Below are 14902 nucleotides of genomic sequence, written 5' to 3'. Positions count from 1 at the left end.
GTCGGCAGGGCCCCGATGAGGGCGGCATGGTCAAACGTCAGCCGTTGAGCTCCTCCCACACCTGGTAGGCGCGGTGAAACTCCGGGCTGTCATCGTCGCCGTCACGCACGAGCTGGTCGAGGTACTCGTCGAGCTCAGCCTGGGAGAGCTGGCGGGGATCCTTCATCCTTCGGCTCCCGCCTCGGCAGGCGGGCAACTGCACCGTGCACGCGGCCGCGAACCGTTCCAGTTCCCGACGTAGAACAGCGCGCACGGCCATTCGTGCTCGCCGCGGCGCCGCAGCCTGGGGACGGTCACCGTGAGCTCGCTGCCCAGGCTCAGCGCGTCCATGATGTCGTCCGCGATGTAGCCGGCCTCCTCGTCCGCCTCGTCCGTGTGCTGCTGGATCGTGCGCACGATCGTTGCGCGCACGTCCAGCGTGACGGTCGGCGATGCCTCGTTCATCGGGTGTCCTCGTCGGGGTCCACACGCTGGATCGCCTCGTGCAGGCGGGCCAGTCGGTCCTCTCGCACGATGATGACGAAGACCACCGCAATGCCGGCAAGAGGCAGGAGCACGATCGGGGCGGGGACCACGATCACCACGCCGACAGCGAGCAGCACGATCGGCAGGATCACCCTCAGCGTTGCGCGGCGGTGCTGACCGAGCTCGTTCCTGATGCGATCCTTGATGACCCCGTCCTGCTGTGCGAAGGCGGTGGCCGGGTCCGAGGAACGCAACATGCTCCGGATTGCGCGAGTTGTCCACTCGCTCAGCGTGCGCTGATGCCGATCCCTACTACTCTCACGCCCGGTCATCGCGTGTACTCGCTCGGGGACGGGATCGGCAGGTCAGGATCGCGGATCTCGTACTGCCGGTCCTCCACGTAGGCCGCGTACTCGTCTGCGAAGTCGTATGCCTCGGCCTCGCTGTGCCCTTCCTGGCGCGCATGATCGAACGCGCTCCGCCACGGCTGACCGGTCGAATCGAGCGGCGGGTACAGGCGGTCGATCAGCACCTGATTCGCAGCGTCGTCGATCCTTCCGCGAGCCTCGGCGTCGGCGATCGCTCTCGCAGTCGCATGTGTGCCGTCTCGCAGCCGCGACAGATCACTCGAAGAGGGCACCACCCGCGCATAGGTGCAGTCGTCCCACCGGCAGTAGGTGGTCGTCTCCTCTGGCGTGAGCGGGCGGGGAGTGACGCTCACCAGCGCGGCGCCGCGTCCGCACACGGGGCATCGTCGAGCCTCCGCGCTGCGGACACCAACGCCGCGGCGATGGGCTGTGTTGTTCCGGCGCTCGGTCATCGCTCGCTCCCGCTCTCGTTGGGCGGGTTGGTGATGATGAACCCTGTGCCGGCGTCGGGCTGGTCCTGGCGCAGTCCGACGATCTCGGTGTCGGTCGCGTCGGTGTCGTTGAGGGTCTGAGCGAGCAGGTCGGCGTACTCGTCCGCGGTGAGTGCCTGGACCGCGGCGGCGTCGGTGACGTCGACGGGCTTGCCGTTGACGTGGAAGATGCGGGTCATGGGGTTCTCTCCTGCTGATGCGTCGTGGTGTCCATCCTCGTCGTGGGTCAGCGGAGGTCGAGCTCGACGCTGTCGGCCTCGAGGTCGGGGATGGTCTGGGCAGGGTGGCTGAACGTGACAGCCGGGCCGTGGACGATTACACGGTCGCCGCGGTGGGTCGTCAGCCGGAGCATCTCGGCGAGGATCCCGTTGGCGTGGACGTTGTATGAGCCGGCGTCGGTCTCGACGCGGAACCCTACGCGCGCCTGACGGTCGGTGAGTCGGCGGACGAGGGTGAGCGGTGTGCGGACGGTTCCTGCGATGGTGACCGCGGTGCCCGTGGGGGCTGCGGCCTGGGTGATGGTCATGGCCTGTCTCCTCAATCAAATAGTGAATGTGACATTCACTGACTATACGCCTGCGAGTCTGGTAGGGGAACCCCCGTGCCTGACTGTGCCGCAGGCCCTTCTTGCTGGGTATAGGCCGGTCTTGGCGCTGTTCGCGGACACCCGAGTTGCGAAGATCGGTGAGGTTAGTCGTCGATGCTGCTGTCGGGTTCGTCACACGCGCCACTGTTGATGGCATCGACGCCGGCTTTCGTGAGCACCCAGCCGGGTTCGACCCATGAGTAGCGCTCGATCAGACCGCGCCTGCGGAGAGACTGGATGGTGCCACCGGGAATCCCCAGGCCTGTCGTATCGAGGTAGCTGGCGCCACCGGAGGGGGACCGGCCATCGGCGATCATCCGCATGGTGACCCGCTGCGACCAGTTCAACGGCGGGGCCTTCTTGCGGCGGTTGAGCTGTCGATGTCAGGCGGAACGTGCGAGCTGCGCAGCGGAGGCGGTCGGCTGCAGCGCGAGGAGCCGCTGCGCCTTCGCTGCTTCGATCTCGCCCGGCAGCTCTCCCTTACGAGCGCCGGAGCGGCCGTAGAGAAGGACTTTCACGCCGGTCTTGGAGGCCTGCGCTCGGTCGGCGATCTCGAGGATGGTCATGCCGGAGGCCATCAGTTGTCGGACGTGCCGGCGAACGGGGTCAGCGGGCACGCGCGGGGCCTGCGGGGCGATGCCGGCTTCCCGCCGCCGGCGTCGCTCTTCGGTCAGCGATGCGTCGGCGCAGGAGATCTCGGCAGGGCATTGATCTCGGTCCTTGCAGCCGAGCTGGTAGCCGTAGGCGGTCCCGTGGTGTTCGGCCGGGATGCTCTGTTCCTTCCGGTTTGCCATCCACTGCCGGTGATACTCGCGGCCCGCCTCGATGCACTCCGGTCGATCGCAGCCACGCGCCCGGCAGGCGTTGGTGCCGTGCGGCTGCAGCTGCCGCGGTCGGGAGACGCGAGGGGCCCGCGGGGTCTGCGGCCGCGGCATCCGCGGCCTGGCCGGCGGTGCCGGGCGATCATGCTTCGCGAGCTCGTCGACTGCTGCCTGATGCCTGGCGGTGGCGTCCTGCAGAGCACGCTCGATCACGCCGCCGACCGATAGGCCGCTTCCGGCGGCGATGGTGGCCGTCTTGAGCGTCTCGACCGCGGAACGCAGCTGGACGCGCAGATCCCGGTGGTCGCTGCGCCACTGTGCGAGCTCGTCGACGTGACGATCCAGCGCTGCTTCGTAGCCGTCGACCGTCTCCGCGAACGTGCTGGCACGCTCGACGGGGAGCGTCTCGGCCGCGAGGCGGGCCTTGTCGATCCACTGATAGCCAGGATGCGTGCGCGTCCTCAGCAACGTCGGTCGCGGGGTCGCGATCCTCAGCGGCGCCGTCTTCGGCGGGCGGGCGGGCCGTGCTGTCGGTGTGCGCTTCGAGGCCTGCTTGGGTCGGCGGGGCTGCGTGGCTTCGGCCGCGGCCCGGCGCTCTTCTCGAGCGGCGATCTTGTCACGCTGCCGGGACTGGTCGCGTGCGGCTGCGTCGCGCTCGAGGATCTCCGCAAGGGGCGTGCCGGCGTCGATGAGCTTCGCGAAGGAGAAGTCGCCGGCATAGCGGGTGTGGATGGTGCGGCAGGGGATGAGCGCGGGGCACGCTGCAGTGCGGCATCCGCGGCGGTACCCGTCCGGGGTGCCGTGCGGGAAGCTGTCGTCGAGCAGGTCGAGGGTGGACATCACGTTCGGCCTCAGTAGCGCAGGAGCTTCGCGGTGACGAGCGACAACAGCGCCGCCCGTTGCGGAGAGTTGAGGCGGGAGAAGTGCGCGCCCAGGGTGTCCAGTGCTGCGGTGAACTCGGCAGGCAGCCCGTCGAGATCCCGCTTGACGCGCCGCTCGTTCGCGTCGCGCTGCGCCTCGGCCTGATCGGTCACACGCCACTCGTCGGTGGCCGCGCGGTCGGCATAGGCGCCCGTGATCCGTGGCGCATGCAGCCCGCGGGTGTAGAGCGAGTTCGGCTCGTCGATCGGGCGAGTGATCGTGATGATCGCGCCGACCGGCGCCGACGTGTACGGCTTGTACGAGCCGAGCTCCTTGTCGGAGATCTCGCCGTCGACGAGCGTGCGGTACCAGTGCGCGAGCTTGCCATTGCCCGCCTGCCTGCGCCCGACGTAGACGACATCCTCAGTGACGGTCTCTGCCGATTCGCTCATGGGCGATCTCCTCAATCAATCAGAAAGTAGTGAATGTGACATTCACTGATACTAGAGAGGTTGCAGCGTTCTCGCAACCGTCGTCGTCGTCGTCGCCGAAAGTCGAGAGCGCTGCCTGTCGGCGGGCACGGTGCGCATGGGCTCATCACGAGGCGCTTCGATCTCGAAGCCGCACGCGCCGCAGCTGTGCAGTCCGACGCCATCGACGTCGTCGGATGGGATGTACATGGTGGTGGGCTCTTCGCACATCAGGCAGCGCATGGTGATCTCCGATCGTGTGGTCAGGCGGTAGCCGCCGGGGTGATCTGCTCGACGGTGGCTGAGTAGCCGCGGTGGGAACCCCAGGCGGCGGCGATGCGGTCGGCGACGTCGCGGTCTTCGCCGAGGTAGGGGCGGTATCGCTTGCCTCGCGGGTCGGTGATGACGACCTGGACGACGCCGGAGGGCTCGCGCACGGTGACTCGGGCAGCAGGGATTGGGTGGGCGTGGACGCGGCCGGCGATGATGAAGGTCGGGTACAGATCGCGTGCGAGCTCGGGGGAGCGGAACACGTCGTGGACCCATGCCGTGATGGCGATCGCGCCGGCAGGACTGAACCCGATGAGGCGGGCGGGGAGCTGCTCGAGCCCGGAGCGGACGAAGTAGTGCTCGTCGACGAGTATCGGCGCCGGCGGATGCAGAGACCGCTCGTCGTGGGCGGGGTAGATCGTCAGGCTGGTGCGGCTGTTCATGAGGCGCTCGTTCATGCGGTGCGGCGGATGCCTACGGCGATGATGTGCGCCTTGGTGGGACGGGAGTAGAAGCCGAAGCTGTCGTCGTCGTCCGAGGCGGAGACGGTTGCGGTGAATGCGACGACGTCGCCGCGCGTCGCGGAGGAGATCTCGGAGGGCTTGGTGCCCCACACGCGCCAGCCTTCGCCCTGGACGAGGATCTTGACGGTGATGCCCCACTGGGTGTCGGTGGTCTTGGTTGCGAGGATCTCACCCTGGATGAGGGTGCGTCCCGTGGGGACGGGGCGGCGCGCTGCCAGCTCGCGCTCGAGCTGCTCGAGCAGCTCGTGGGCAGTGCGGACCTCATCGGCGTCGAGGGTGCCGGTGGAGTCCTCGAGCGAGTCGAGGAGGTAGCCGATCTTCTCGCGCAGCGGGTTGCCCTCCCGGATGCTCAGATGAGCTTCGGTGAGCTGGTCGCGCAGGCCGGGGTGCTCGGCCTCGAAGGCAGCGCGACGGGCGGTGATCGCGCGCGTCGTGTCGATGTGCTCGGCGTGCGCCTTCGCGTGGGCGCGGGCGGTGGCGCGAGCGCTGCTGACGAGCCGGCTGCGAGTGCCGGTGCCGTGGCAGTCGAAGCAGATCGGGCGACCGTGGCCATCGGTGAAGTGGGTGGGCCCGGTGTACAGGCCGGTGCCGATGCACTTGCCGCAGGTGTCGGTGATCCGCTCGGAGCCCTTGCGGCCGGGGAAGGGGTCGACGTAGAAGTCGTGCCAGTCTGCCGGTGCGGTGGTGTCGATGCTGTCCATGGGATCCTCCGATGCGTCTGTGGGTATAGGCCGCGGATCGTTCTCTTCGCGGACATGAAGGGGAAGGTGCGGGGGCGGCTATGTCACGGAGCCGCCCCCGCGGCGGCGACCTGGTTGGGAGGACGGCGGTCGCCGTGAGGGACGGAGCGAAGAGCGCGGCGAGCGCTCGTCAGGCTGCGGTGTGGCGCCTGTCCCTGGGAGGGGAACGGCGTTGCGCGGTTCCCCTGGCTGTGGGTCTGTGGGGTCTCCCTCTACTCAGTTAGTAGTGAATGTGACATTCACAGAGTAGGGGGTTTCTGCGTGCGGGTCAAGCGTCGATCTTGTAGGGATCTTTCTGAAATGTCCATTTCGCAGTTGAAATGTCCACGCGATGTCCATATGGACATTTCGGACGCCGGCCGACCGTCGCGATCATGTGGGCGGCGGTTTCACAGCGCCTCAGCTTCTCTGCTGGATCGCGGCTACGCGATGTCTCCCCTTTCACGTCTGAGTGGCCATCGGTCTGATCGGGCCATGAGCAGGATCAGTTTCGCGCGTCGCCCCCGCCCTCTGGTTCCGCGCTGCGGGCGTCATCGTCGTGGCAGGCTTCTTCGCGTCGTTGGTTACCGGTGTCTGCTGCCCCGGCGCCCCCGCCAGCGGAACATCGACGTGCGGAACGTTCGAGCGCTTGACCGCCGGGATCGACAGATCACGTGGCTCTGGCTCGCACGGACGGTCATCGTAGGCGCCATCGCGGCGCTCGAGGTGGGCGTCTTCGGTCGAGTCACCCTTGGCCGACTTCCTTGCGGGCATGGCACTGTTCGGGAGCTCGAGCGGACGCAGGGAGGTCATGAAATTGCCTTTCGCGGATAGCGGAGGCGATGAACGCTGCGTTCACCTATGGTTGGGGTCGTGGTCGCATTGCGCCCATACGATGTGCGGCGAACCCGAAAGGTGATCACCGGCTACATGAACTCGCCCCTCAACGAGCCGCCGCTCGGCGGAACCATCGACCACATCCTCTCGATCCTGCCGTCGCTCGTACCGAGCGCGCAGCGCGTCGCCCGCATCTGCGCCGAGCGACCCCACGACGTGGTCGACATGTCGGGCGCCGACCTCGCCGAAGCCGCCAACACGTCGCCGGCCACCGTCAGCCGCACCGCCCAGGCGCTGGGGCTGCGCAGCTTTCAGCACCTGCGCATGCTGCTCGTGCGTGACCTCGCCGCCGACGCCACCGCCGCGCCCGACGCACCCGCCGGCACCGAGGGCTTTCTGCGGTGGCTGGCCGAGGGGCGGGTGGGATGCTGCAGACCGCGCTCGCCTCGATCGACCCGGTCGCGTTCGACGCCGCTGCCGACGCCATCGCCCGCGCGCCGCGCCTGCTGATCTCGGGCACCGGCGCCTCGCACGCCGCCGCCCAGGCGTCGGCCGTCGCGTTCGCCGTCAACGGCCGGCCCTGCGAAGCGCCCGCTGACGGCGTGGTCGCCCACCTCACCGCCCGCGTGCTCGCCCCCGGTGATGTGTGCCTCATCGTCAGCTCGAGTGGCGCCAACTCGGTGACCCTCGCGGTTGCGGACGCCGCCGTCGACGCCGGCGCCACCGTGATCGGGGTCACGAGCTTCGCCCGTACCCCGCTCACCACCCGCGCCGACCACCTGCTCGTCGCCGGTGCGCGCTTCCAGGCGTGGGATCAAGGCATTCTCGGCAGCGGGCTCGTACAGCTGCTCGTGCTCAACGCCCTGCAGATCGCCGTCGCCGACCGCATGAGCGACGCCGCCGACCGCGCGCGCCTCGCGGTGCGCGAAGAGGTGCTCGACATCGTCGCCGACGACGGCTCCGACGCCGAGGCATCCGACGTGCCAGACGTTATCGACCACGGCGATGGGCGTTGACACTCCGTTTGCAGGAAATTCACTTTCCTCGATTGCAATAGCTCTGCAAGCGGATTTCGCGGGAAGGCCCCGGTTCGTCAGGTCGCTTGCAGAAGGCGACTCATGGGAACGATCCAGCTCTCTGGTGTCGGTCGCTCCTTCAAGAGCACCGCCGCCGTCAGTGATATCGACCTGATCATCGAAGACGCCGCCGCGCAGATCACCGAGTCCACCGGTGCCCCCTCGATGAGCGCGTCGTGCGTGATCACCGGCGGCAGCTGGTGCATGCAGGGCCTCTTCCTCTCGAACGGCGCCCAGGTGCTGAGCGATGACCGCACGACGATCGAGTTCGGCTCGGACGCCGCGATCGATACGGTCGCGACCTTCACCGAGATGTACGAGGACGGCGTGCTCACCAACGAGGACTTCACCAGCCAGTACGAGGCGTTCGCGCAGGGGAAGACCGCGATCCACGTCAACAGCTCGGCCCTGCAGGGCGCGTTCATGATGGGCGCCGAGGCCGGTGGCTGGACCCTCGACGCTCACACCCTGCCCGCGTTCGGAGACCAGGCGGTCGTGCCCACCAACTCGGGCTCGTTCCTCGCGATGTTCGCCACCGACCCCGCCAAGCAGGCCGCCGCGTGGGAGCTCATGCAGTTCATGACCAGCCCCCGCGCCTACGAGATCATCTCGACCCAGATCGGGTACCTACCGCTGCGCAGCAGCATGGCCGACGAGGGCGGACCGCTCTATGACTGGGTCGAAGCCAACCCGCTCGTGAAGCCCAACCTCGAGCAGCTCGACGCGCTCGAGCCGTGGGTGTCGTACCCCGGCGACAGCTACGCCCAGGTCGACCAGGTGCTCGCCACCGCCATCGAAGACGCGGTCTTCTACGGCGCCGACCCGGCCGCCACTATGACCGAGGCCGCCGAGCGCGCGCAGGGGCTGATCGAATGACCATCGACCTCGACCTGACGCCTTCGGCGACGGATGCCGCGGCCGCTTCGTCGCCGGATGCCGCGACCGCGGCGCCTCGTGAGCGTCGCCACGCCGTGGCCGGCCTCTACAACCTGCGCGACACCGGCGGCTACCGTGCAGCCGGCGGCACCAGCCGGTGGGGCAAGCTGCTGCGGTCAGATGCTCTGCACCGCATCGACGCGACCGGTCGCGACCGGCTGGCCGAGATCGGCGTCGCCCACATCATCGACCTGCGCGGCGGCGACGAGCGCGCCACAGCGCCGAGCGCGGTCGACGGGCTCGAGGTCACCGTGCACCACCTGCCCGTGTTCGACGACGCCGACCCGGCCGCGCAGGCCACCACGCACGTCGGACTCGTGCCCGTCTACGACCACATCGTCGACGAGCGCGGGGCGCAGCTGGTCGACGCGATCCGGGTGATCATCGCGGCTGACGACGACGACGCGGTGCTCGTGCACTGCACCGCCGGCAAAGACCGCACCGGTCTCGTCGTGGCCTTCGCGCTCGCCGCCGCCGGGGTCGACCGCGACGACGTCGTGGCCGACTACGCCGCCACCGCCGAGAACCTGCGCGGCGAGTGGTCAGACGCGATGACCGCCGTCTTCGAACAGCGCGGCATCGAACTGACCGCGGGAATGGTCGAACTCATCACCGAGAGCCCCGCCGAGGTGCTCGAGGCGCTGCTCGAGCGCATCGACCGCGAGCACGGGTCGATCAGCGCCTACCTCCTCGCCCACGGACTCACCCCCACCGAGCTCGAGCGTCTCACCGCCGTGATCATCGACCCCGCCGCCACCGCGGTCTGATCGGAAGGAACACACACCATGTCGCACATCGCGAGCCAGCATCCCGCTCCCGAGCACTTCATCCTGCATGTCTCTGACACCCACTTCGTGGGCGACGGCGACCTGCTGCACGAGCGCATCGACAGTGACAAGAACCTCGCAGAGCTGTTCGACGGCTTCACCAAGGCCAACGCCCGCCCCGAAGCGATCGTGTTCACCGGCGACCTCGCCGACACCGGCCGCCCCGACGCCTACGAGCGCCTGCGGGCCATCGTCGAGCCCGCCGCCGAGAAGCTCGGTGCCCAGGTGATCTGGGTGATGGGCAATCACGACGAGCGCGTCGCGTTCCGCCGCGGCCTGCTCGACGAGGAGGCCGACCAGTCCGAGCCCGTCGACCGCGTCTACGACGTCAACGGTCTGCGCATCATCGCGCTCGACTCGACGGTGCCCGGGCAGCACCACGGCGAGATCAGCGACGAGCAGTTGGCGTGGCTGCGCCGCGAGCTCGAAGTCCCCGCGCCCGACGGCACCCTCATCGCGCTGCACCACCCGCCCGTGCCGAGCCCGATCGGGCTCATCGCCCTGGTCGAGCTGCGCGACCAGGAGCGCCTCGCCGAGGTCATCCGGGGCACCGACGTGCGCGGCATCCTGGGCGGTCACCTGCACTACTCGACCACCAGCACGTTCGCGGGCGTGCCCGTGTCGGTCGCGTCGGCGACCTGCTACACGCAGGACCTCGCCGTCGCCTACCCCGGTGCCCGCGGCCAGGACGGCGGCCAGTCCTACAACCTCGTGCACGTCTACGGCGACCGGGTGCTGCACTCCGTCGTGCCGATCGGGCAGTTCCCGACCGTCTACGAGATGACTCCCGAGATGCTCGAGGCGTTCATGAACATGACCCCCGACGAGCAGCTCGCCGCCGTCAACGCGTCGGCGGGAGAGTAGTCAGCCCGTGAACAATAATGTCTCGTATCTACATCTCCTCGAACGGAGCAGTTCATGACGGATTCCACGCTCGGCGCAGTCTCTGCGACCGCGATCACGAACACCAGGGTCTTCGACGGACACAGTCTGAGCGCCCCCACGACGGTCGTCGTCCAGCCCGACGGGCGCATCGGTGACGTATCAGCGGATGCGGTCGTCGTCGGTGCCGCTGTCGTCAACGCGGAAGGTACGGTGCTCCTTCCTGGCCTGATCGACTGTCACATGCACCTGAAGGGGCGCGAGTCCCTCGAGACGCTCGCCACGTACGGTGTCACCACCGGCCTGGACATGGCGACATGGCCCGCATCACAGTTCCAGTCGTTGCGGGGACTGAGGGGAGTCGCTGACTTCCGCACCGCCGGCATGGCGGCGACATCTCAGGGCAGCACGCACAGCCGCATTCCGACCTATCCGGACGTCGCGCTGGTCGATTCCCCCGACAAGGCGGAGCGGTTCGTCGAGGTGCAGGTGGCAGACGGGGTGGATTACATCAAGATCATCGCCGATCTGCCCGGTCCCACCCAGGACGTGCTCGATGCACTCGTGGCTGCTGCGCACGCGCGGGGGCTCAAGGTCATCGCGCACGCAGCCCTGTACGAAGCTGTGCGTATGAGCCTCGCTGCGGGGGCCGACATGATCACCCATGCTCCACTCGACCGCGCGCTCGACGATGCGACGGCTGAGACGATGCTCGCCCAGGGCACGGTGTTCATCCCGACCTTGACGATGATGAAAGGCGTCGCCGCGAATCTCACCGCAGCGGGCGTTCCCGGTGTGAGCTATGCACACGCCCACGAGAGCACGCGCGCGATGCATGCCGCGGGCGTTCCGGTCCTGGCCGGCACCGACGCCTACATCGGGTCCTTCACACGGGCATCGCCGCCATACGGCGAGAGCATGCACGACGAAGACGCCTACATCGGGCTCCTCGAACGGGCAATGCCGCCATACGGCGAGAGCATGCACGACGAACTCGCTCTGCTCGTGGACGCCGGCCTGTCAACAGCCGAAGCGCTGCGCGCTGCCACCTCGACGGCCGCGCACGCGTTCTCACTCGACGATCGGGGGGCGATCACCCCCGGATTGCGAGCCGACCTCGTGCTGGTGGACGGCGATCCGCTCACCGACATCGCTGCCGCGCGTCGCGTTCTGCGTGTGTGGTGCGGCGGCATCGAGGTGTGAGGGCGTCCTCTCGACCGCGGTGTCACTCCACGGCGGTGTTCGCGCCGTGGTGCCACGCGAGCACCCGGTTCTCGACGACGATGAGCAGCAGGTTGAACACGTACCCGAAGATCCCGATGAGCACGATGCCCGACCACATGTCCGTGATCGCGAACGACCTCTGCGACTGAAGAACGAAGACGCCGATCCCGTTGCCTCCCGCCATCATCTCGCTCACGACGACCATGATGAGCGCGAGCGAAAGACTCGTGCGCATTCCGGCAAAGATCTGCGGAGCTGCCGCGGGAAGTGCGACCTGCAACTCGTAGCGGAACCAGTGGATGCCGTACACCCGGGCGGTCTCGCGCAGTCCGGGGTCCATTCCTCTGATTGCAGCTTCGGTATTGAGGAGCACGGGCCAGAGGCAGATGAAGGTGATCAGAATCACCTTCGCGGTGTCGTCGAGGCCCAGCACGATGATGACGAGGGGAATCAACGCGACCGCAGGGATCGCGCGCAGGAACTCGAGCACGGGTGCGAACATCGCCTGGAGGCGGTGCGCCTGACCGAGAACGAACCCCACGACCACGCCGATGACCACAGCGCCGATGAACCCGATCATCATCCTGGAAAGACTCGGCAAGACGTCGCTCGCCATCCGCGCGAAGAGCCAGTTCTCCTGGAAAGCGACTAGGGCGTGTCTCCCAAAGGTTTGGGCTGGTCGCTGGAACGCTCGGTGTGTGTCTCGAACGGAGTTGCTGACTGATGCGCAGTGGGAGCTGATTGCTCCGTTGATGCCGTCCTCGCAGGGGCGTCGTGGTCGGCCGTTCGCCGATCATCGCACCGTGGTGGAGGGCATCATCTATCGCTACCGGACCGGGATCGCGTGGCGGGACTTACCCGGGTGCTTCGGGCCGTGGCAGACGGTGTGGAAGCGGCACCGCCGCTTCAGCGGTGATGGGACGTGGGACAAGATCCACAGCGTCCTGCTGGCCCATGCCGACGCCGCCGGGCTGATCGACTGGGAAGTCTCGGTGGACTCCACGATCAACCGCGCCCATCAGCACGCCACCAACCTGCCCCGGGACACAGGGGGACCTGACGAATTACACGAATCTGCGCATCGAGCCGCCTGATCACGCCATCGGCCGCTCCCGCGGCGGCCTGTCGACGAAGATCCACCACCTGTGCGACGGGAACATGCGGCCGCTGGTGATGCTGCTCGGGCCCGGGCAGGGCGGGGACTCCCCGATGTTCGAGCACGTGATGAACGCCCTGCGGGTACCGCGCCTGGGTGGGGGCCGGCCACGCACCAGGCCCGACCGGGCGCTGGGTGACAAGGCTTACTCTTCCCGGGCCAACCGCAAGCTGTTGCGCCGGCGCGGCATCCAGGCCGTCATCCCCGAACGCGATGATCAGATCGCCAACCGCAAGCGCCGCGGCGCCAAGGGTGGTCGCCCGGTCACCTACGACACCGAGGCCTACAAGCGCCGCAACGTCGTCGAGCGCGGATTCAACATCTTCAAGCAATGGCGCGCCTTGGCCACCCGCTACGACAAACTCGCCCTGACCTATCGCGGCGGCGTCGTCCTACGCGCCATCACCATCTGGCTCAAGGCTTTAAGAGACACGCCCTAGCGCCCGGGTATTGTCGGCACGATGCCGTTGCCGCGTATCCGTTGTTGAAGGGGTGAGTATGTCTGCTGTTGTTGCGCGACTTGACGTGGACCTCACGGATATTGAGTGCATTGTGAAGGTCACGCGGCCACTGGTCGGAGTACCGGACTCCGTGAACTGGACGGAGTTGCCGTCGGGCGTCGCGAAGATCTCCGCTGACGCGACGTTGTACATCTTCGATGACGACGACGAGGGGGAGCCGGAGCGTCGTGTCATCGCGCGCGCTACTGCGTACACCGTCGACCTCGACCGGGTGGGTGACGTCGTTGACGTGTTCGATCAAGTAGGCGGCGAAGCATTCGAGATCACCGAGTCGATTCTCGGTGATGAGAACGTCTTCGAGTGGCTCGACTCCCGCGATCCGCTGGTTGGCGAGCAGGTGTCGCAGCTCGTGATCGTCGAGGGCGTCTTTGTGGAGCCACCGTACCGGGGTCAGCGCCTTGGTCCACGTCTGCTCACGACGCTGGTGGAGACGGTGACCGGCACGGGGAGGGAGACTCTCATCGTTCTCCGCGCGCAACCGGTGCCGTGGGAGCACCTGTCCGAGATCGAGTTTCGGCGCTCCCGAAAGAAGGTCGCTGCGTCGTACGAAAGCGTCGGGTTTGCGCACTTCCGGGACAACATCTATTGGCGTCACAACGCGTTCGTCGGGACCGAGAACCTCGAGGCGTGAGTCACGCCCCCGGGTATTTGGGAACCTTCAGGTCGACCTCCCCGGCCAGGTGGCGAGCGTCGTCGGGCGGGTCCAGTTGCGGCGGGCGGTGCGCTCCGTGGTGAGATCGTGCGGAGCGGCAACGATCCACACGGTCGCTTCCCGCGTCGATCAGATCCGACGAGCCCTCACTGACTATCACCACGATGGCTCACCAACGTCTACGACGAAGACAACCCGGCCGGATCCTCCACCACACCAGGGGACAGGACCATCAATCAAGAAGGGTTTCTCATGCAGTCAGCGCCTCGAGGATGAGACCGCGCACGTGATCAAAGTCGAGGTCGGCCGGAAGCTGGAGCCACGCGTTCTTCTGACCCTTGTAGTGTGTCCCGACGCCGGCGTCAACGAGAGCCGCCGTGCGCATTGGGTCAAGCTTCACCACCACCTGCCCGCCGCTGGTCATGGCGCGCACGGCGCCACTGCTGCTTCCCGAGACGATGAGACTGCCGCGGTGGTTCCGTGACACACCGTCAAGCGCAGTCATCTCGTGAGCGATCGTGTCGAACACTTCATCCCCAGTCATCACGGTTCTCCCTTCATGCGCGGTCGACGACCCCAAAGCGATCCCTACAGGTGGCCCTCAGAAGAAGTGTCCCACTCAGGCTCCTTCACGCGGAAGACCACGGCGCGCAACGCTTCGGGCGCAGAGCTGCGGATCAAGGCCGCCGGGTTACCGGCTCGCAAAACGTTGGAGGACTTCGATTGGGATGCGCAGCGGAGGGCGCTCGCAGACCAGTTCTGACGACCGACAGCAGTTCATCGTCAGCCGGTTCCTACAGATGTCACGCTCCGAGTTGTCCATTTCGCAGGGGAGATGTCTACGCGATGTCCATATGGACCTTTCGGGGCATTGGGGCGAGTCGCTTCGGTGGGATTCGCAAAAAACGTCGAGACGCCGACTGACCGGCGCTCGTAGATTCGAAGCGTGTCCTCAGTCGTCCTTCCACTCACCGCTCAGCGGCATGCGGAACGTGTGAGCCGGGCACTTCACTGGATGGAGGAGCGTCTCGAGGAGCCGGTGACCCTCGCCGAGATCGCGGCGGTCGCTGGTCTTTCGCCGCATCACTTTCACCGCGTCTTCCGTGCGGTCGTGGGTGAGAACCCGAAAGCGCACCTGCGCCGGTTGCGGCTTGAGCGAGCGGTCTACCGACTCAAAGTCAGTACGGACACGGTGCTGCACATCGCGTTGGAATCG

General features: G+C 67.3%; 23 protein-coding genes. 9 read left to right on the top strand and 14 right to left on the bottom strand.

Annotation, left to right across the window (positions count from 1 at the left end; translation table 11 throughout):
* Nucleotides 1–37: 37 nt before the first annotated feature.
* The 12 genes from ABC271_RS00115 to ABC271_RS00060 form a co-directional block, all read right to left on the bottom strand.
* Nucleotides 38–166, bottom strand: a complete 129-nt coding sequence (locus ABC271_RS00115; RefSeq protein WP_005052780.1) for a hypothetical protein — start codon at nt 164–166, stop codon at nt 38–40.
* On the bottom strand, nt 163–444 hold the full coding sequence (locus ABC271_RS00110) for a hypothetical protein (RefSeq protein ID WP_005052783.1): 282 nt from the start codon (nt 442–444) through the stop codon (nt 163–165). The genes ABC271_RS00115 and ABC271_RS00110 overlap by 4 nt, the downstream gene beginning before the upstream one ends.
* Nucleotides 441–722, bottom strand: coding sequence for a hypothetical protein (locus ABC271_RS00105; RefSeq protein WP_043341033.1), 282 nt, complete (start codon nt 720–722; stop codon nt 441–443). The genes ABC271_RS00110 and ABC271_RS00105 overlap by 4 nt, the downstream gene beginning before the upstream one ends.
* Before the next feature lie 71 nt (nt 723–793).
* Nucleotides 794–1210 (bottom strand): hypothetical protein, encoded by a 417-nt coding sequence (locus tag ABC271_RS00100; protein ID WP_043341034.1) that lies wholly within the window; start codon nt 1208–1210, stop codon nt 794–796.
* A gap of 71 nt (nt 1211–1281) precedes the next feature.
* A complete protein-coding gene (locus tag ABC271_RS00095; RefSeq protein WP_005052790.1) occupies nt 1282–1503 on the bottom strand; it encodes a hypothetical protein in 222 nt (73 codons plus the stop codon).
* 47 nt (nt 1504–1550) lie between these two features.
* Entirely contained in the window at nt 1551–1850 is a 300-nt protein-coding gene (locus ABC271_RS00090) for a hypothetical protein (protein WP_062633405.1), read from the bottom strand.
* Between the two features lie 164 nt (nt 1851–2014).
* Nucleotides 2015–2257 (bottom strand): hypothetical protein, encoded by a 243-nt coding sequence (locus ABC271_RS00085; protein WP_005051904.1) that lies wholly within the window; start codon nt 2255–2257, stop codon nt 2015–2017.
* Nucleotides 2258–2293: 36 nt separating this feature from the next.
* On the bottom strand, nt 2294–3571 hold the full coding sequence (locus tag ABC271_RS00080) for a hypothetical protein (RefSeq protein ID WP_005051902.1): 1278 nt from the start codon (nt 3569–3571) through the stop codon (nt 2294–2296).
* Nucleotides 3572–3582: 11 nt separating this feature from the next.
* Entirely contained in the window at nt 3583–4044 is a 462-nt protein-coding gene (locus tag ABC271_RS00075) for a hypothetical protein (protein ID WP_005051901.1), read from the bottom strand.
* Nucleotides 4045–4325: 281 nt separating this feature from the next.
* On the bottom strand, nt 4326–4775 hold the full coding sequence (locus ABC271_RS00070) for a hypothetical protein (protein ID WP_062633397.1): 450 nt from the start codon (nt 4773–4775) through the stop codon (nt 4326–4328).
* A gap of 11 nt (nt 4776–4786) precedes the next feature.
* Entirely contained in the window at nt 4787–5557 is a 771-nt protein-coding gene (locus tag ABC271_RS00065) for a hypothetical protein (RefSeq protein WP_217316627.1), read from the bottom strand.
* Nucleotides 5558–6037: 480 nt separating this feature from the next.
* Nucleotides 6038–6388 (bottom strand): hypothetical protein, encoded by a 351-nt coding sequence (locus ABC271_RS00060; RefSeq protein ID WP_005052795.1) that lies wholly within the window; start codon nt 6386–6388, stop codon nt 6038–6040.
* A gap of 60 nt (nt 6389–6448) precedes the next feature.
* Here ABC271_RS00060 and ABC271_RS00055 point away from each other — a divergent pair, with 60 nt between their 5' ends.
* From ABC271_RS00055 to ABC271_RS00030, 6 genes are all read left to right on the top strand, one after another.
* Nucleotides 6449–6922: a MurR/RpiR family transcriptional regulator gene (locus ABC271_RS00055; protein WP_164743636.1), complete on the top strand. Its 474-nt coding sequence runs from the start codon at nt 6449–6451 to the stop codon at nt 6920–6922.
* Nucleotides 6838–7428: an SIS domain-containing protein gene (locus ABC271_RS00050; protein WP_005052796.1), complete on the top strand. Its 591-nt coding sequence runs from the start codon at nt 6838–6840 to the stop codon at nt 7426–7428. The genes ABC271_RS00055 and ABC271_RS00050 overlap by 85 nt, the downstream gene beginning before the upstream one ends.
* Before the next feature lie 102 nt (nt 7429–7530).
* Nucleotides 7531–8364, top strand: a complete 834-nt coding sequence (locus tag ABC271_RS00045; protein ID WP_005052797.1) for an extracellular solute-binding protein — start codon at nt 7531–7533, stop codon at nt 8362–8364.
* Nucleotides 8361–9191, top strand: a complete 831-nt coding sequence (locus ABC271_RS00040; protein WP_005052798.1) for a tyrosine-protein phosphatase — start codon at nt 8361–8363, stop codon at nt 9189–9191. The genes ABC271_RS00045 and ABC271_RS00040 overlap by 4 nt, the downstream gene beginning before the upstream one ends.
* 18 nt (nt 9192–9209) lie before the next feature.
* Nucleotides 9210–10115 (top strand): phosphodiesterase, encoded by a 906-nt coding sequence (locus ABC271_RS00035; RefSeq protein WP_005052799.1) that lies wholly within the window; start codon nt 9210–9212, stop codon nt 10113–10115.
* Between the two features lie 54 nt (nt 10116–10169).
* The gene (locus tag ABC271_RS00030) at nt 10170–11336 is read left to right on the top strand and encodes an amidohydrolase family protein (RefSeq protein ID WP_045245739.1); all 1167 of its coding nucleotides are present in this window, start codon (nt 10170–10172) and stop codon (nt 11334–11336) included.
* Between the two features lie 22 nt (nt 11337–11358).
* Here ABC271_RS00030 and ABC271_RS00025 read toward each other — a convergent pair whose 3' ends face one another.
* A complete protein-coding gene (locus tag ABC271_RS00025; protein ID WP_005052801.1) occupies nt 11359–11940 on the bottom strand; it encodes an ABC transporter permease in 582 nt (193 codons plus the stop codon).
* Nucleotides 11941–12109: 169 nt separating this feature from the next.
* Here ABC271_RS00025 and ABC271_RS00020 point away from each other — a divergent pair.
* A protein-coding gene (locus ABC271_RS00020) for an IS5 family transposase (protein ID WP_241186004.1) occupies nt 12110–12953 on the top strand; the annotation gives its coding sequence in 2 pieces (ribosomal slippage) (nt 12110–12415 and nt 12417–12953; 843 coding nt in all).
* A gap of 151 nt (nt 12954–13104) precedes the next feature.
* Nucleotides 13105–13665, top strand: a complete 561-nt coding sequence (locus ABC271_RS00015) for a GNAT family protein (protein ID WP_138176231.1) — start codon at nt 13105–13107, stop codon at nt 13663–13665.
* A gap of 271 nt (nt 13666–13936) precedes the next feature.
* Here the strand turns inward: ABC271_RS00015 and ABC271_RS00010 are convergent, their stop codons facing one another.
* A complete protein-coding gene (locus ABC271_RS00010; RefSeq protein ID WP_043341934.1) occupies nt 13937–14215 on the bottom strand; it encodes a hypothetical protein in 279 nt (92 codons plus the stop codon).
* A gap of 486 nt (nt 14216–14701) precedes the next feature.
* Here ABC271_RS00010 and ABC271_RS00005 point away from each other — a divergent pair.
* A partial coding sequence (locus tag ABC271_RS00005) for a helix-turn-helix domain-containing protein (RefSeq protein WP_272877982.1) occupies nt 14702–14902 on the top strand: 201 nt, incomplete at its 3' end.

It is taken from the genome of Microbacterium canaveralium, assembly GCF_047238045.1.
In the GTDB taxonomy this organism is placed as follows: domain Bacteria; phylum Actinomycetota; class Actinomycetes; order Actinomycetales; family Microbacteriaceae; genus Microbacterium.
This window is presented reverse-complemented; position numbering and strand designations above follow the sequence as displayed.

What these genes read in the sequence shown, in the direction of transcription:
- ABC271_RS00115 (WP_005052780.1), bottom strand. Translation starts at nt 166, where the DNA reads ATGAAGGATCCCCGCCAGCTCTCCCAGGCTGAGCTCGACGAGTACCTC.
- ABC271_RS00110 (WP_005052783.1), bottom strand. Translation starts at nt 444, where the DNA reads ATGAACGAGGCATCGCCGACCGTCACGCTGGACGTGCGCGCAACGATC.
- ABC271_RS00105 (WP_043341033.1), bottom strand. Translation starts at nt 722, where the DNA reads ATGTTGCGTTCCTCGGACCCGGCCACCGCCTTCGCACAGCAGGACGGG.
- ABC271_RS00095 (WP_005052790.1), bottom strand. Translation starts at nt 1,503, where the DNA reads ATGACCCGCATCTTCCACGTCAACGGCAAGCCCGTCGACGTCACCGAC.
- ABC271_RS00090 (WP_062633405.1), bottom strand. Translation starts at nt 1,850, where the DNA reads ATGACCATCACCCAGGCCGCAGCCCCCACGGGCACCGCGGTCACCATC.
- ABC271_RS00080 (WP_005051902.1), bottom strand. Translation starts at nt 3,571, where the DNA reads ATGTCCACCCTCGACCTGCTCGACGACAGCTTCCCGCACGGCACCCCG.
- ABC271_RS00075 (WP_005051901.1), bottom strand. Translation starts at nt 4,044, where the DNA reads ATGAGCGAATCGGCAGAGACCGTCACTGAGGATGTCGTCTACGTCGGG.
- ABC271_RS00070 (WP_062633397.1), bottom strand. Translation starts at nt 4,775, where the DNA reads ATGAACAGCCGCACCAGCCTGACGATCTACCCCGCCCACGACGAGCGG.
- ABC271_RS00065 (WP_217316627.1), bottom strand. Translation starts at nt 5,557, where the DNA reads ATGGACAGCATCGACACCACCGCACCGGCAGACTGGCACGACTTCTAC.
- ABC271_RS00060 (WP_005052795.1), bottom strand. Translation starts at nt 6,388, where the DNA reads ATGACCTCCCTGCGTCCGCTCGAGCTCCCGAACAGTGCCATGCCCGCA.
- ABC271_RS00050 (WP_005052796.1), top strand. Translation starts at nt 6,838, where the DNA reads ATGCTGCAGACCGCGCTCGCCTCGATCGACCCGGTCGCGTTCGACGCC.
- ABC271_RS00045 (WP_005052797.1), top strand. Translation starts at nt 7,531, where the DNA reads ATGGGAACGATCCAGCTCTCTGGTGTCGGTCGCTCCTTCAAGAGCACC.
- ABC271_RS00040 (WP_005052798.1), top strand. Translation starts at nt 8,361, where the DNA reads ATGACCATCGACCTCGACCTGACGCCTTCGGCGACGGATGCCGCGGCC.
- ABC271_RS00035 (WP_005052799.1), top strand. Translation starts at nt 9,210, where the DNA reads ATGTCGCACATCGCGAGCCAGCATCCCGCTCCCGAGCACTTCATCCTG.
- ABC271_RS00030 (WP_045245739.1), top strand. Translation starts at nt 10,170, where the DNA reads ATGACGGATTCCACGCTCGGCGCAGTCTCTGCGACCGCGATCACGAAC.
- ABC271_RS00025 (WP_005052801.1), bottom strand. Translation starts at nt 11,940, where the DNA reads ATGATGATCGGGTTCATCGGCGCTGTGGTCATCGGCGTGGTCGTGGGG.